This is a genomic window from uncultured Draconibacterium sp., from assembly GCF_913060805.1.
GTDB lineage: Bacteria > Bacteroidota > Bacteroidia > Bacteroidales > Prolixibacteraceae > Draconibacterium.
Map to the genome: position 1 here is coordinate 1 of NZ_CAJXTC010000044.1, position 16,725 is coordinate 16,725.

The window sequence follows — 16,725 nt, forward strand, 5'->3', positions numbered from 1 at the left end:
TTTCCGTTAGAGATTGTGAGGTTGTACGATTGAATGAGTGAAGTTTGAGAAATCTCGTCGTACCAACGTGTATCTGCAGGACGCATGGTTTGTGCCGGATCGATATATTCAGGCAATAAAATCCTGTCGAGGACTGCATTGTCGCCATCCAAATGCCAGTCATATTTATAAATACTTGAAGTTGGTGTCAATCCGTCGTTGATTGCAGCCTGCCAGTTTACATATCCCCGGTCATAGGTATTCAGCACATCGAGTTTTGAAGTATATTGCTGAATAGTGGCATAAGAACTGAACTCAACCTTGGAAACTCCTTCTTTTCCTTTTTTAGTTGTAATAAGAATTACACCGTTGTTTGCCCGCGAACCATAGATACTGGCAGCAGAAGCATCTTTTAATACCTGCATCGATTCGATGTCGTTCGGGTTTAGTTGTTCAATACCTCCGGTTGTCGGCACACCATCAATAATATAGAGCGGATCGTTGCTTCCTCCACCCATGGTACTACCACCCCTGATTCGAACAGTAGCGAATGACCCCGGATTTCCGTCAGTAGTTACATAAAGCCCGGCAACACGGCCCTGCAATGCTTTAATAGCATTTCCTGTTGGTGTTTCCTTTACTTCATCCATTTCAACTACGCTGATAGCACCTGTTAAATCAGTTTTTTTCTGTGTTTGATAACCCGTTACAACAATCTGGTCTAAGCCAATAGCTTCTTCATTCAACTGTACATTAATTGTTGTTTGGTTGCCTACAGCAATTTCCTGTTTAAGCATACCCACAAAACTGAATACGAGTGTTGCATCTGTTGAAACAGAGATGGTATAATCTCCGTCAATACCAGTAATTGTTCCATTCGTTGTTCCTTTTTCAATAATAGTTACGCCGGGCAAACTTTCCCCGTTGGAGTCTGTAACATTACCAGAAACAGTGGCTTGCTGTGCAAACGACACTGTTGAAAGCAAACTCAACAGGACAATAAATATCCCTTTGCCTGCTTTTTTCAATTTGATTAGTTTCATCATAATTAGATAAGATTACTTAGTTTTAGTATTATTTATTTCTCACTTACACTTTAATTTCAGATAGTATCGAATTGATTTCTTTCATGTCGTAATTTGGGGTCGCTCCCGTTTTTGTTGCCACAAAGGCACCGGTTGCGCATGCAAATGCCAAGGCTTCATCAGGGGATTTACCATTTATGAGCGAAGAAATTAATCCAGCCAGAAATGCATCGCCCGCCCCAACTGTATCAACTGCATTTACCTTGAAGCCCGGATGCTCATAAAATTCACCTTCGCAGTACAAAATGGCTCCGTCTTCACCTTTTGTAATACAAACCATTTTTATGTTGTATTGTGAAGCAAACCATTTAATCAGGCTTTTCTCGTCATATTTATGTTTATTGTACCAGTTTGCAAAAACGACTAATTCATCTTCATTCATCTTCACAATATCAGCTTTCATCAAAAGCTCTTCGACTACCTTTTGCGAGTCGTAAGGTTTTCGAAAATTGATGTCAACGAGCTTTACTCCACTATAGTCTAATAAAAACATGATAGATTCCCGTGAGATGGGATTTCGAGAAGCAAGCGTACCATAAATCAGCAGACCGGACTTTTTTGCTTTATCCATTAATTCTTTTGTCAAACGAATGTTATCCCAAGCTACCGGCTCACATATTTCATAGGTTGCATTATTGTTTTCATCCAGTTGAACAATAACTTCACTTGTTGGCAAAAAATCTTCCGTTTGGATATAACTGGTATCGAGCCCCGACCTATTCAAAAAGGCTTTTAGATTATTGCCTTCATCGTCATTCCCTATGCTACTTGCAATGGTAGCATCCATGCCGATAGCATTTAGGTGAAGCGCCACGTTCATTGGCGCTCCTCCCGGTTTTGCTCCCGAAGGCAACCTGTCCCAAAGCACTTCCCCAATGCACAATATTTCCTTGTTTTTAATTTCCATGATTAGTTTCTTTTGATGTTATATGATGGGTGTTATTTTCTTTTCATCTCAAGCTGAATTTCCTCCAGCGATTTCCCCTTGGTTTCAGGAAGAACTTTCCATGCAAAAAAGAAATGGAATACCATCATGATCGCGAAAAAACCAAAGGAGACTCCGCCGCCAACTGCATTGTTTAAAACCGGAAATCCCCATATAAGTGCAGCAGCAAAAATCCAATGTGTAAAACTTCCGAGTGCCTGTCCCTGCGAACGAACTTTGTTAGGAAAAATTTCAGAAATAACAACCCAGAGAACAGCTCCCTGGGAAAATGCAAAAAACGCGATAAACCCCATCAGGTAAATCATCACCCCGTAACCTCCCAGGTCGGAGTAATCGCCCGTGAAGAACGACTTTGAAAGCATCCCAAGAAAAAATACCATACCAACTGAACCAACCATTAACAATGTGCGCCGTCCATATTTGTCGATAAGAAAAAGAGCTACAAAGGTGAAAAGCAGATTTGTTGCACCTACCGAGATGGATTGGAGTAAAGAGATATCGGTTTCGAACCCTGCCATTTCGAAAACACGCGGAGCATAAATCATTATGGCATTAATACCGGCTAATTGGTTGAAAGCTGCAATCATTATTGCAATCATCACCGGTAAACGGTTTTCTTTTACAAACAGTTTACCGTAACCGATAGCTTCTTCCTGCTCAACTGATTCTTTGACAATCCTGACTTCCTCTTCCGGATCCTCAGCTTTGATACGTTCAAAAGTGGACAAAGCCTCTTCATATCGTCCATGGTTAATTAACCATCTCGGACTTTCAGGAACCAGATTCAACAATAAAAAGAATGAAAGGGCAGGAATTGCCTCAATTCCAATCATCCAACGCCAGGAATCGAGATCAATGGTGCTGACCAAAAAATAATTAACTGCAAATGCCAGGAAAATAGCGAATACAACAAAAAACTGATTGAGTAACACTAATTGCCCACGTTTTTTTGCCGGTGATATTTCGGCAATGAACATGGGTGTAACCACTGAAATACAACCTAGCATTATGCCTGTTACCAATCTAAAAAACAGTAACATACCCCAGCCTATTGAAAAAGCACTTCCTAAAGCTGAAATAAAAAAGATACCTGATAAAATGATTAAAGATTTGCGTCGGCCAAACTTTTCAGCTGGTTTCCCTATTATTATAGTACCAATTATAGTACCTACAATAGCTATTGCTATGGTAAAACCTAACCAAAAACTATTTAAATTATATAGCTCTTCAAGTTGTGTTGTCGTCCCCGACATCATGGCAATATCGTAGCCAAAGAGAAATCCGCCTAAAGCAATGATCAAGGCGACGGTTAAAACGTTCTGTTGTTTCATTTCGATTCAGAATTATTGGTTTAAAACTTTGAACCAAAAGTAGCGGGACGCCAATTTGAAGGCATTAATGAATGTTACAAATACAAGCAATGATGTTTCAACTCTTTAGCAACTAAGACTCGAAGCAACAACCCTGAAACATTTTTACAAGTAAATGTAACAATTGTGTAAGAGGCATCTTATTCCATTGTTCCAATTATAAAGAGCCAACAATTATTATCCTCTAATTTTGAAATAAGCTCTATATTTATGCAAAATGAACGAAATTCATTTTGAAATTTTAAACGTATTTTTGAAGTAGTATTTTTTTACATCCAAATTATATGGGAGTTTTCATACTTAAATTTATTTTTCTTTTCACTTCAATCATATACGTTTGTAATGGATATAGCCAGGAGACTTCGAAAGATATATTGACAACCCTGGATGAAGTTATCGCTCAAAGAGAATACTTTGTAACAAAAAAGCTCGACCGTCTTATCGAGTTAAAAGAATCTACACCAAGTCCGGAAAATGAGCATTATTTGACCAACTATTATGCCTATTGCTTAAGGCTTTATAATGAGTATCAAACGTTTAAATTTGATTCAGCATACTATTATGCAAAAGAGCTAAATGAAACTGCTCAACAAATTAATAACTCTGAATTGATTGCAAGTGCAAAGATTGAATTTGCCAATATTCTTATCTCTGCCGGAATTTTCAATGAATCGTTAAAGACATTGAATTCTATTAACTTATTCCCCCTTTCGGATAAAGTAAAAGCAAATTATTATCAGGTACTGAGCCGGGGATATTTTGATATGGAAAGCTTTTCGCAAAGCCCCGAATTTGCACAGGATTACCGGGAAAAAGGGATGGCCGGTTATGATTCGGCTTTAGTGTATTTGCCGCAATCTTCGTGGCAATACCATTCATTAATAGCTCAGAAAAATCTAAAACTGGGAAATAACGATACAGCCATTGTTGAGCTCGAAAATATAATAAGTACTTATAGTCTTACAAATGACGAATTAGCATTACCGTTAATATCTCTTGCTTTTACCTATGGAATTGTTGGAGACAAAGAAAAGGAGCTTATATATATGGCAAAAGCAGCAATGGCTGATCTAAGGGGAGCCAAAAAGGAAGCTGTTGCATTGCTTTTTCTTGCCAATAATCTCTATGAACAGGGAGATATAATCCGTGCCAGCAAATATGTAAATATAGCCTTAGAAGATAGTCGCTTTTACGGAAGTAATTTCAGGCTTTGGCAGGTTTCCAATTTTCTGCCTTTTATTAAAGCAGAGCATATTGGAACCATTGAAAAACAAAAGAAACAACTATGGAATTACGCCTTGGTTGTAACTTTACTGATTATCGTTGTGGGAATTTCTTTTGTTGTTATTGCAAGACAGACTGTAAAACTTAGAAAATCGAAAATAATCGTAGAAAAAACCAATAAAAAGCTGGCAGTAAGTAACGAGGAGTTACTGCTTGCCAACAGGATAAAAGAGGAATACATTGGTTATTATTTCGAAATTAGTTCTCAGATTATTGATAAGCTTGAAAAGTTAAAATTATTGGTTGGCAGACGGTTGAAGAAAAGACAGTTTGATGAACTTTCACTTGAAGTTGACAACCTAAATATACATAAAGAAAAAGCAAAATTGTACCACAACTTTGATAAAGCATTTCTCGAAATTTTTCCAGAGTTTCCGAATAAAATAAATGCCTTATTAAAACCTGAAGAGCAAATTCGCATGAAAGAAGGACAACTTTTAAATACCGAGTTGCGCATTATTGCTTTATTCAGGTTGGGCATTCAAGATGCTGAAAAGCTTTCCCGAATTCTCGACTGCTCGGTAAATACCATTTATGCTTACAAATCGAAAATGAAAAACAAGTCTCAAAATCCTACCCAGTTTGAGCAGGATATCATGTTGGTTACTCGTGGGGCGAATATCGAAAATACGAGTTTATTACCTAAATAGAAAGTTCTGAAGAGGATGTTTTCGGGGCTGATTTCCTTTTTTTTGAATCATATTTCATCTATATTTTTTCAGGATCAATGCATTGTAACTAATTGACAAATAGACATGTATGAGAAGGACCCTCAAAATAAATCTATATAAACCTTTTACTTTTTCCTTTTAGCACTGCCTTAAAATACTTTTGAATTAGAAATCAAAAATTTTCAGATTCCCAGTTAAGCTTAATTATCAAAACCGGGAAATGAAAATTAACACTGTAAAACTAATTCAAAGTAAACTATGACGAAATTTGTAAACAGCGTACTGGCTATTGGTATTATTCTAATTACGGTACATTCCAGTTCTGAAGTTTATGCAAACGGGAACTTACAATCCGGTTCAACAAAAACTTCAGTACAGCAAAACGAAAAAACAGTAAAAGGTACGGTTACTGATTCCAGGGGAGAGCCTTTACCAGGCGTAACAGTTGTTTTAAAAGGTACAACCAAAGGAACAACAACCGACTTCGATGGAAATTACTCCTTGTCGAATATTCCCGCAGATGGTATTCTGGTATTTTCTTTTGTTGGTATGCAGGATGTTGAAGAAAGTATACAAAACAAAAGTGAACTTAATGTAACCATGCTTGAGAAAACGATTGGCCTGGAGGAAGTGGTTGCGATAGGCTACGGTTCACAAAAGAAGAAAGATCTTACCGGTTCTGTCGTTTCAGTAAGCACCGATGATTTAAAATCGCTCCCACTGGCGAGCGTTGGTGAAGCCATGCAGGGGAAAGCTGCCGGTGTGCAGATTATCTCGAGTGGTACTCCCGGTAACGACCCAACCTTTCGTATTCGTGGTATTGGCACCATTAATAACAACGATCCTTTACTCGTAATCGACGGTGTACCAACTCAATCCGGTTTAAATCAATTAAACATGGATGATGTGGAATCGATACAGGTTTTAAAAGACGCATCGGCAACGGCAATTTATGGTTCGCGAGGTGCTAACGGTGTAGTTATTATAACCACAAAAAGCGGTAAATCAGGAAAAGGGGTTATTTCTTTCAATGCCTACTATGGTATGCAAGAGGCAACCAATATGGTTGACATGCTAAATGCTTCCGAATTTGCTTCGTTGCATAATGAAATGATGGCTAATGCCGGTCAGAATCAAAATCCGGCATATTCAAATCCGGCATCGCTGGGCGAGGGAACAGATTGGCTTGGGGCCATGTTTTCTACGGCTCCCATTCAAAATTATTCTATCTCGTATTCTGGCGGTAACGAAAAATCAAATTATTACGTTTCCGGCAACTATTTCGACCAGGAAGGAATTGTAAACAATACAGGATTTGAACGTTACACTTTAAAATTCAATTCAGACAATCAGATTCTTGATAAAGTGAAATTTGGTAATAACATTACTCTAAATCACGACAAAAAATACAGCGGCGACTATAGCATAATAGATGCTATGAGAGCACTTCCAACTCAGGAAATTTATAACCAGGATGGTACGTATGCCGGACCGGTTGGAATCCCAATGTGGTATGGCGATGTTGTAAATCCGATTGGACGTTCAGAAATAATTGAGAATACAACCCTGGGATACAACCTTATGGGATCAGTTTATGGCGAAGTAGAAATATTGAAAGGGCTTGTTTTTAAATCGCTGGCAGGTATAAAGGCTAACTTTTGGGAATCACGTTCGTGGTCACCAAAATATGACTGGCAGCCTACTCCACAGGAACAATCTTATCTTGGCGAAGGCTGGAATCGCTCCATAACCTGGAACTGGGACAACACGCTTACCTATAAAACAACAATAGACGAGAAGCATAAGCTAACACTGCTGGCTGGTACAAGTGCCCAGGAAAATAAGTTCAAATATATGACCGGTTCCATTCAGGAATTTGCCAGCGACTTAACCCAGCAACTTGACAATGGTTTAACTCAAAAAAATATAGGAGGAAATACAAATGAGTGGTCTTTAATGTCTTATATGGGGCGTGTAAATTATTCGTTTGCCGACAAATACTTGCTTACCGGAACAGTTCGTTACGATGGTTCATCAAGGTTCGGGCAAAACAACAAATGGGGATTATTCCCATCGGGTTCTGCAGCCTGGAGGATCTCGGAGGAGGATTTCTTTGAAAACATTGAATTTGTTGACGATTTAAAACTCAGGGCAGGATATGGTGTTACCGGTAATCAGGAAATTGGAAACTACTCGTTTGCTTCGGCGCTAAATACCATTAAGTATAACCTAAACGATAATCTTGTAAATGCAGTTGTGCCTATTGTGATGCCCAATCCCAATGTTCAATGGGAATCGCAAAAGCAGGCAAACATTGGTTTCGATGCTACTATTTTAGACCAACGCCTGAATATCACATTCGATGCCTATATCAAAAATACGGAGGACATGCTTGTTCCTGCTTCAATACCCATTACTACGGGTTATTCCGATATTTATGTTCCATCGATTAATGCCGGAGAAATTGAGAATAAAGGAATCGAGCTTAGTATTACCTCGCATAATTTAAAGGGTGATTTTACATGGGATACTGATTTTAATATTTCGGTAAACAGAAACGAGGTTAAAAGCCTGAACGACACCATTCCGATGGCACGAGGCAGCGTAGGTTTTAACCAAAGTATTGCCCGCTTGGAAGTTGGACAGCCCATGGATGTATTCTATGGTTTTGTAACTGATGGGATTTTTCAAAATCAACAGGAAGTTGACGAACATGCCTTGCAGGTACCCGGAGATGACCCGTATTCAAGAACATCGGCTGGAGATATCCGGTATTTGGACTTAAACAGCGACGGCATAATCGATGATAACGACCGTACGTACATTGGTAACCCGAATCCTGATTTCATTTTTGCTTTAAACAATACTTTCACCTATAAAGGGTTCGACCTTACAGTCTTTCTTCAGGGGGTTTACGGAAATGATATTTACAACGCCAATAAAATCTGGAGTGAAGGTATGGCCGTAGCCCAGAATCAAACTATAGGAGCACTTGACCGTTGGACAGCAGAAGGTACAAGCACTACAGTACCACGAGCCGTATTTAACGACCCCAATAAAAACATTCGCCCATCTGACCGCTTTGTAGAAGATGGTTCGTACCTGAGGGTGAAAAACATAACATTTGGTTACACCTTACCGGCCAGCATCATTCAAAAGGCAAAAATGAGTTCTGCTCGCATCTATGTCTCAGGAACGAATCTTTTCACATTTACCGATTACTCGGGATTCGATCCTGAGGTTGGTGTTAACGGAATTGATTTAAATACTTATCCGGTGACAAAAACCTACAGTCTGGGTGTAAATATTAGCTTCTAACCAATTAAATCAGAATAAAATGAATACAATAAAAAATATACTGGCAATAGCGGTTTTGGCTGTAATTGCTATTTCGTGTAGCGATGAATTTCTTGATAAAGCGCCACTCGATTCGATAAATACTGATAATTATTATCAAACTGAAGAGGATGCCATAAATGCTGTAAACGGGGCATACCAACCATTACAATGGCCCAAACTGTATAACATGCGCATGTGGACAACGGATATTATGGCTGGAAACAGTATTGTTGGTGCCGGAGGTGGTGATGATGGCCGCGAAACACAAGACATGGCCAACTTTGTTACAACAACCGATAACCCGGGCGTTTTAGATTTATTCCGTGGTCCGTGGCCGGGTATTTTACGCAGCAATATCGTTCTGGAGAAAATTCCGTCAATGGATATTGATGAGTCCTTAAAGAATCGAATTTTAGGTGAAGCACATTTCCTAAGGGCACATTACTACTTTATTCTGGTGCGTTTTTTTGGCGATGTTCCGCTAATAACAGAACCACAAGTACCTGGCGATGATTTACGTCCGGCACGAACCGACAAAAGCCTGGTTTACGATCTGATTATCGATGATTTAACCACCGCAAAAGATTTATTGCCAACAAAATCAAGTTATTCTTCCAACGATTTAGGAAGGGCAACCAAAGGTGCTGCCACAGGGCTGTTGGCTAAGGTTTACCTCACGTTAGGCGAATGGGAGAATGTGGTTTCGTTAAGCAACGAGGTTACTGCATTAGGCTATCGTTTAAATGAAAACTATGCGGATAATTTCGATGTTTACAATAAGAATTCCATAGAATCATTATTTGAAGTGCAATATACCGGAGATGCGGGCGAAGACTTCTGGTCAAACGAAAACCAAGCATCATGGTTGAGTACTTTTCAGGGGCCACGAAACTCAGGAATGGTAGCCGGTGGTTGGGGCTGGAACCAGCCAACGCAGGAATTTATCAATGCTTACGAGGAAAACGATTTAAGAAAGGACGCAACAGTATTCTACGAAGACTGTCCAAATTTTGATGGTCAGAAATACAATCCTACTTACTCCATAACTGGTTTTAATCTTCGGAAATTTCTGGTTACCAAGGCAATTTCAGCCACTTACGATAATAGCCCAATGAACTTTCCGGTACTACGTTATGCTGATGTCTTGTTAATGAAATCTGAAGCACTGAACGAGTTGAACAGGACTTCTGAAGCAGAAGCTCCGTTAAATGAGGTGCGCGAGAGAGCAGGATTAGAAGCAGTAGGCGGAAAATCGCAATCAGAAATGAAAGAGATCATCCTGAATGAACGCCGTTTGGAATTGGCTTTTGAAGGTCAGCGCTGGTTCGACTTAATTAGAGTTGATAACGGGCAATGGGGACTGGATTTCCTACACTCAATTGGCAAAGTAAACGCTACCGAAAAGCATTTTCTGTTTCCAATCCCGCTAAAAGAGATTGAGTCGAATCCTAATCTTACCCAAAATCCGGGATACTAAGTTAACGGGCAGTTTCTTAATAAATCAAACGTAAATAGTAAACAATGAAAAACTTTAGATATAAAAATAATAACTGCAGTAAGCGAAATTACATGCAAAACGGGATGTGGATTTCTGTACTCGTAGTAATAGCTATAACGCTTTTAAATTCTTGCCAAAAAGAAGAAGATGTTGTTGTTGCATTGGGAGCCCCCATAGCAATATCAGTATCAAATTCTGAACTGACACTGTCTCAAAAACAAGCTTCTGAATCTGTTTTTTCTTTTAGCTGGACACGCGGAACAAACCACGGAACTTCCAGCTCAATTTCATATTCACTTGAAATGGATATGGAAGGAAATGAGTTTGCAACAGCACAGATTTACGACCTTGGAAAAGGTGTTTATGAAAAGAAATTTAATGCCGAAGAATTAAACGATTTACTGTTGAATTATTGGGGGGTGGAACCCGGCTCAACAGCTTCGTTCGAGGCAAAAGTTACGGCAAATGTGGTTAAAGAGGGGGTTGAAGACGGTGTGTCAGAAACATTAATTTTTTCTTTAACGCCTTATAAACCGGTTTCCGAAGAATTGTACATGGTTGGCAGCGCCACTCCAAATGGTTGGGATATTGGCAACGCTACTCCTTTGATACCTAATTCTTCTCAGCCCTGGGTTTTCACTTATGAAGGGCAAATGAAAACCGGAACATTCAAATTTGCAGTGAATACCGATGGATGCTGGTGCCAGGATTTTTACACAAAAGATGCAAATGACGATTCAAAAATGGTGTACAACGAAGGAGGTAGTGGCGACGATCTGCAATGGGAAATCATTGAAGGAGGAAACTATAAACTCACGGTTAATTTATTGGACCTAAGCATTGAAATGAAAAAACTTGCGGGTCCTGAATTTGGTGAACTGTATATTGTTGGTGATGCTTCTCCATCGGGATGGAACATCGGAAATCCGGAGGCTTTTACTCAAAGCGCAGCCGATCCGTTTGTATTTACTTATGAAGCGATGCTAACTCCCGGAGAATTTAAAATATCAACTTTTGCAGGCGATTGGTGTGATGGGCAATGGATTAATCCAAGTCAACCCGATCAGGATGTTACAGCTACCGATTATATTGTAACCAACAGATGCGATGGCCCGGACAACAAATGGCGTGTTACCGAAGAAACCCAGGGACGATACCTGATTACAGTTAACCTGTATAATAATTCGATAAAAATAGAACGAGTAATGCTTTACATCATTGGAGATGGTGGCCCTAACGGATGGAATATTGGAACTCCGGAACCGATGACAATAGTAAACGGCATTTATGTTTTTGAGGGTGAACTTGGTGCAGATAACCCAACCGGCGAATTTAAAATTTCAAAGTTCAAAGGAGATTGGTGCAATGGCGATTGGATTAATGCAGCCAATCCAAACCAGTCAATTTCAAATACCGATTTCATTACAACTCACGGGTGCGATGGACCGGACAATAAATGGAAATTACAGGATGGTGACGCTGGAACTTATCGGATTTCCATCGATCTGGAAGCAGATGTTCTTACAATTGAGAAACAATAAATTTTAATATGCGCAGGGGGTGTATTGCTCCCTGCTGATTTTAATCAAAAATGAGAGAAAACAAAGTGCAAATAGTAGTATTATTAATGCTTCTGTTCCTACAAATGGGATGTGGCAGCAACGAAGAAATAGTTCCGCCAGTAGCGGAGCCGGAGTTTCCTACAAATCCGTCATTACCGGGTTTCAATAATTACTTTGTTGAAACAGATAAGTCAATTTATAATCCGGGCGATGAAGTTCAATTCAATCTTGATATTACATCGGTTCCTGAAAACACAAAAGTACGATACAAATATCTTGGGGAAGTTGTACTGGAGCATGCTTTAACAAACAGTTCATGGGTTTGGAATGTACCATCAGAGGATTTTAAGGCTTACATGGTTGAAGTTTATACAACTGCAAACAATGCCGAAAATATTCTTGCTGCAATTGCAGTTGATGTTTCTTCCAATTGGACAAAGTTCCCGAGATATGGATTTTTATCAGACTATTCAAATATTGATGACGAGACAATAAGCTCGGTGTTGAAAAATCTGAACAGGCACCATATTAATGGTATTCAATTTTACGACTGGCACCATAAACATCATCAACCGATGGCTGTGGATGGTGACTCTCCAAAAGCGGTGTGGAAAGATATTGCCAACCGTGATATTTACTTTTCAACAGTTGAAAAATACATTGAAAACGCCCACAACTACAATATGAAAGCCATGTTTTACAATTTGGTGTATGGAGCATGGGATCACGCAGAGCAGGATGGTGTAAAGGCAGAATGGTATATTTTTAAAGATGCCGGTCGGATAAACAAAGAGGTAATGACACTTCCTCAGCCCCCGTTTTTAAGTAACATTTTTCTTCTCGACCCATCAAATACAGAATGGCAGGCTTACATCAATAACGAAAACAAAAAGGTATATCAATACCTCGATTTTGATGGCTTTCACATGGATCAGTTGGGTGATTGGGGACAACATTATACCTACCACGGCAATTCGTTAAGTCTGTATAAAACATTTAAACCATTTATTGAGTCGGTTAGGACGAGCGAGCCGGATAAGTTTATCGCCATGAATGCCGTGAATCAATACGGACAAGAGAATATTGCTTCCGCATCGACGGATTTTCTTTATACGGAGGTTTGGGGACCAAACGATACCTACAACGATTTGGCAATGATTATCCAGAATAATAATTCATACAGCGATAATACCAAGAATACAATACTAGCCGCCTACATGAATTACGATTTAGCGGAAAATCAGGGTTATTTCAATACCCCGGGAGTTTTACTAACAAACGCAGTAATTTTTGCCTTTGGAGGTGCACACCTGGAATTGGGCGAACACATGCTGGGCAAGGAGTATTTCCCAAATAACAACCTTAAAATGAAGTCGGAATTAAAAACCGCAATGGTACATTATTACGACTTTTTGGTTGCTTATCAGAATATTTTACGCGACGGAGGTGAATTTAATGCCGTAGAGATTCAGTCGGCAGAAAACAAATATCCTATCTCCCAATGGCCTGCCCAAACCGGAAACATTGTATCTGTAGGCAAAAAAGTGGGAAACAGGCAGGTTGTTCATCTTATAAATTTTAAGGATGCCAACACGAATGAATGGCGCGATAACAATGGAACTCAATCCAGACCTGCATTAATGGAGAATATTCCTATTTCAATAAATATTTCAGAGAAGGTAAGCAGTATTTGGTTTGCTTCACCCGATGCAAACGGAGGAACATCGGTATCGTTGAATTTTACCCAGCAGAATGGTGAAGTATTACTTACAGTACCTCAACTAAAATATTGGAGCACAATTGTTCTGGAGCTTGAATAGTTTGTGACCAATAAATAGGCTTTAAAATCAGAAAAATATGACACGACTTATTGCAATACTATTCATTCTGTTTCTTTTTGCGGGCTGCCAAAAAAAATCAGATATGCTCTATAAAGGAAATGAATTCTCGGTTTTTACGGATAAGGTTGTTCAGGGAAATTACGAATCGAAAGCGAATTCCCGGACAAACCTGGTTTCAAACTATGTAAGTACCGCATCCGACAATTATTCGCGGCTAATTACCTTCAAATTCAGTATTAATGAAAAGGATAATGAAATGATTTCCGGGGAAGACCACTGGATTATGATTGGTGACGAAAACAGTTCTCCATTAATAAAGTTTGGTGAGTCAGACGGTAAAGTCGCTGAAAATAACGGATCCAAACTTCCGGTTAATTATTTGTACACCTTCAGGCTGGATATGTCAGAAGTTTTAGACGCTTTCGACAAACAAGGCTATTATGAAGCTTTTGACGGAAGCAGAATTGCAAAATCTGATTTTAAAGGAGTTTATATTGCTGGTGGTTCTGAGCCACTAACCTGGGACTTTTCCAATCTGGAAGAAAACAATCTGGAACTGAAGGATGAAAACCATGATGGAATTTATGAGCTGACAGTTTTGCTAAATCCTACTAGTAGCGACGAACATCAGGCAAAACAATGGAATTTATCTCGAAATGTTGCTGCAAAACCAGCTTATCATTCGGAGCAGATTATTGTTGATGCACTGTACAATCTGGCCCTTGAAGAAGCTTTATTGAATATCGAGCCGGATAGCACACTTCGTACAGGAGCAAAATGGGGAGGAGTTTGGACCCGCGATGTGAGTTACAGCACTTTGTTAGCTTTTGCTTATCACGAGCCAGAAGTAGCCAAAATCAGTTTAATGAAAAAAGTGAAGCGTGGACGAATAGTTCAGGATACAGGCTCCGGTGGTGCCTGGCCTGTTTCGTCTGACCGCACCACTTGGGCATTAGCTGCCTGGGAAATCTACAAAGTTACCGGAGAAGAGGAATGGCTGGAATACGCTTTCGATGTTATTAAAAATACCCTGGATGATGATATGAAAACTTTGCGATCAGGGACCACCGGAATGTACAAGGGAGAATCGTCGTTTCTCGACTGGCGGGAGCAAACCTACCCCAAGTGGATGTCGAACATGGATATTTACGTTTCTGAGAATCTGGGAACCAACGTAGTTCATTACCAGGCTCACATTATTCTGGCTGAAATGGCCAGGCTTTTAAACAAACCTTCCGAAGAATATTTGCAGAGAGCAAACGAGATAAAAACAGGCATAAACAAATACCTTTGGATGGAAGACAAAGGTTATTATGCACAGTATCTTTATGGACGAAATTCACTGATACAATCACCACGTTTTGAGGCACTGGGAGAAGCGCTCGCGGTACTATTCGATGTTGCCGATAAAAATCAGGCTGAAAGTATCTTATCAAATTCACCGGTTACCGAATTTGGAACGACCTGTATTTATCCTCAAATCCCCGGAATTCCGCCCTATCACAATAACGGTATCTGGCCTTTTGTGCAGTCATTTTGGAATATAGCGGCAGCAAAGGTTGGTAACGAAGTGGCGCTTGAACATGGCCTGGCATCAATATATCGTGCGGCAGCCTTATTTCTGTCAAACTATGAAAATTTTGTAGCTGAAAATGGCGATTATGTTGGTACAGAAATAAACTCTCATCGTATGCTTTGGAGTATGGCTGGTAACCTTGCCATGGTACATCGTTTATTTATCGGGATGCATTTTGATGTTGATGGTATACGTTTTAATCCCGTGATTCCTGAATCGTATAAAGGAACAAGAACCTTATCGAATTTTAAGTATAGGAAAGCAGTTCTTGATATTGAAGTCGATGGCTTTGGAAATGAAATTGAGTTTTTCATGCTTGATGGGCACGCAATTGATAACGCATTTTTCCCTTCAGAACTAGAAGGAAAACACAATGTGCATATTAAAATGAAGAATAAAAGTTTTTCTTCTTTTGGTATAAATTTGGTCGCTAACAAATTTTCCTTGCCTAATCCACAAATCAAATTTGAAAATTCAAAAATTACCTGGAATCCGGTAAAAGAGGCTAAATCTTATAAAATATATAGAGACGGAGCTTTTTTGAAATCAACCAGTACAGAATATTTTATTCCTGAAAAAAAAGGTTTCAGCGAATACTCGGTAACTGCTGTTGACGATGAGGGAAGTGAATCGTTTGGAAGTGAACCTTCAGCAAATTGTTCTTCGGAGAATGAATTAGTATTTGAGTTAGAAAATTATATTAGTCCTTCAAGTGCCAATTACACCAACTTTTCTGGTACTGGATTTATCGAAACCAGTTATACAACAAATACTGAAATTGAAGTTCCTGTAACTGTTGAAACTCCTGGTAGTTATCTAATCGATCTCCGTTATTCCAACGGGACGGGCCCTTGGAACACAGATAATAATTGTGCCATACGTAGTTTGTATGTAAACAATGATTATCAGGGTGTTCAGGTATTTCCACAGCGGGGACAGGATGAGTGGTCGGACTGGGGATGGTCAAACTCAACAAGAGTCAAGCTACTAAAAGGTAGTAACAATATTAAACTGATTTTTGAAGAATGGAATAACAACATGGATGGTAAAATCAACACGGCTATGCTGGATAAAATTAGGTTGATAAAACTCGATACAGAGTAATACCATTTTTCTAAAGCAGATTCGTGTTTATCGTTTTGTTTAAATTCCATATCAACTCTAAATCATGAAGAAATGGTGTGAATACAAGAATCATTAGGGATATTACAAAAGCCTGATATTGGAGAATAGTATCAGGTTTTGTTGTATAGTTTGCATGTATACAAACAGCCCGTCATATCCATGGTGCCATTTGTCTAACAAAACTTAAAACAATGGTTTCTAAATGGAATAGCGACAAACAATTAATCAATATATTCTCTGTTTCGTTTTGTTGTATTTTTTTATTTCACATAAAGCAAAAGGAACAAAACAGTGTACCATTCCATACCGTTAATAGCTTCAACAATAATCAAAAGAACTTAAATAAGGTTCCTTCGAAGGCAATGTATTGAATTAATATTCTAATATCGAAGATTATTTTGCACATTTAAAACTGCACCAAGAGAACAGGTTATACCGTCAGCATCCGA

General features: G+C 39.1%; 9 protein-coding genes. 6 read left to right on the top strand and 3 right to left on the bottom strand.

Annotation, left to right across the window (positions count from 1 at the left end; translation table 11 throughout):
• The 3 genes from QZ576_RS19675 to QZ576_RS19685 all read right to left on the bottom strand — a co-directional run.
• Positions 1-1,025 (bottom strand): TonB-dependent receptor plug domain-containing protein (locus QZ576_RS19675; RefSeq protein ID WP_297100393.1); only part of this gene is annotated, 1,025 nt, incomplete at its 3' end.
• Positions 1,026-1,068: 43 nt separating this feature from the next.
• Entirely contained in the window at positions 1,069-1,971 is a 903-nt protein-coding gene (locus QZ576_RS19680; RefSeq protein WP_297100396.1) for a carbohydrate kinase, read from the bottom strand.
• A 32-nt stretch (positions 1,972-2,003) separates the two neighbouring features.
• Entirely contained in the window at positions 2,004-3,341 is a 1,338-nt protein-coding gene (locus QZ576_RS19685; RefSeq protein ID WP_297100399.1) for a sugar porter family MFS transporter, read from the bottom strand.
• A 323-nt stretch (positions 3,342-3,664) separates the two neighbouring features.
• Between QZ576_RS19685 and QZ576_RS19690 the strand changes: the two genes are divergently transcribed.
• From QZ576_RS19690 to QZ576_RS19715, 6 genes are all read left to right on the top strand, one after another.
• Positions 3,665-5,314 (top strand): DUF6377 domain-containing protein, encoded by a 1,650-nt coding sequence (locus tag QZ576_RS19690; protein WP_297100401.1) that lies wholly within the window; start codon positions 3,665-3,667, stop codon positions 5,312-5,314.
• Between the two features lie 279 nt (positions 5,315-5,593).
• On the top strand, positions 5,594-8,653 hold the full coding sequence (locus QZ576_RS19695) for a TonB-dependent receptor (RefSeq protein ID WP_297100405.1): 3,060 nt from the start codon (positions 5,594-5,596) through the stop codon (positions 8,651-8,653).
• A 19-nt stretch (positions 8,654-8,672) separates the two neighbouring features.
• Positions 8,673-10,151: a RagB/SusD family nutrient uptake outer membrane protein gene (locus QZ576_RS19700; protein ID WP_297100408.1), complete on the top strand. Its 1,479-nt coding sequence runs from the start codon at positions 8,673-8,675 to the stop codon at positions 10,149-10,151.
• A gap of 44 nt (positions 10,152-10,195) precedes the next feature.
• Entirely contained in the window at positions 10,196-11,713 is a 1,518-nt protein-coding gene (locus QZ576_RS19705; protein ID WP_297100411.1) for a SusF/SusE family outer membrane protein, read from the top strand.
• A gap of 50 nt (positions 11,714-11,763) precedes the next feature.
• Entirely contained in the window at positions 11,764-13,554 is a 1,791-nt protein-coding gene (locus QZ576_RS19710) for a glycoside hydrolase family 66 protein (protein ID WP_297100414.1), read from the top strand.
• A gap of 37 nt (positions 13,555-13,591) precedes the next feature.
• Positions 13,592-16,255 (top strand): trehalase family glycosidase, encoded by a 2,664-nt coding sequence (locus QZ576_RS19715; RefSeq protein WP_297100417.1) that lies wholly within the window; start codon positions 13,592-13,594, stop codon positions 16,253-16,255.
• Positions 16,256-16,725 lie beyond the last annotated feature (470 nt).

Coding starts and splice junctions, on each gene's coding strand:
- QZ576_RS19680 (WP_297100396.1), bottom strand. CDS start 1,971: ATGGAAATTAAAAACAAGGAAATATTGTGCATTGGGGAAGTGCTTTGG.
- QZ576_RS19685 (WP_297100399.1), bottom strand. CDS start 3,341: ATGAAACAACAGAACGTTTTAACCGTCGCCTTGATCATTGCTTTAGGC.
- QZ576_RS19690 (WP_297100401.1), top strand. CDS start 3,665: ATGGGAGTTTTCATACTTAAATTTATTTTTCTTTTCACTTCAATCATA.
- QZ576_RS19695 (WP_297100405.1), top strand. CDS start 5,594: ATGACGAAATTTGTAAACAGCGTACTGGCTATTGGTATTATTCTAATT.
- QZ576_RS19700 (WP_297100408.1), top strand. CDS start 8,673: ATGAATACAATAAAAAATATACTGGCAATAGCGGTTTTGGCTGTAATT.
- QZ576_RS19705 (WP_297100411.1), top strand. CDS start 10,196: ATGAAAAACTTTAGATATAAAAATAATAACTGCAGTAAGCGAAATTAC.
- QZ576_RS19710 (WP_297100414.1), top strand. CDS start 11,764: ATGAGAGAAAACAAAGTGCAAATAGTAGTATTATTAATGCTTCTGTTC.
- QZ576_RS19715 (WP_297100417.1), top strand. CDS start 13,592: ATGACACGACTTATTGCAATACTATTCATTCTGTTTCTTTTTGCGGGC.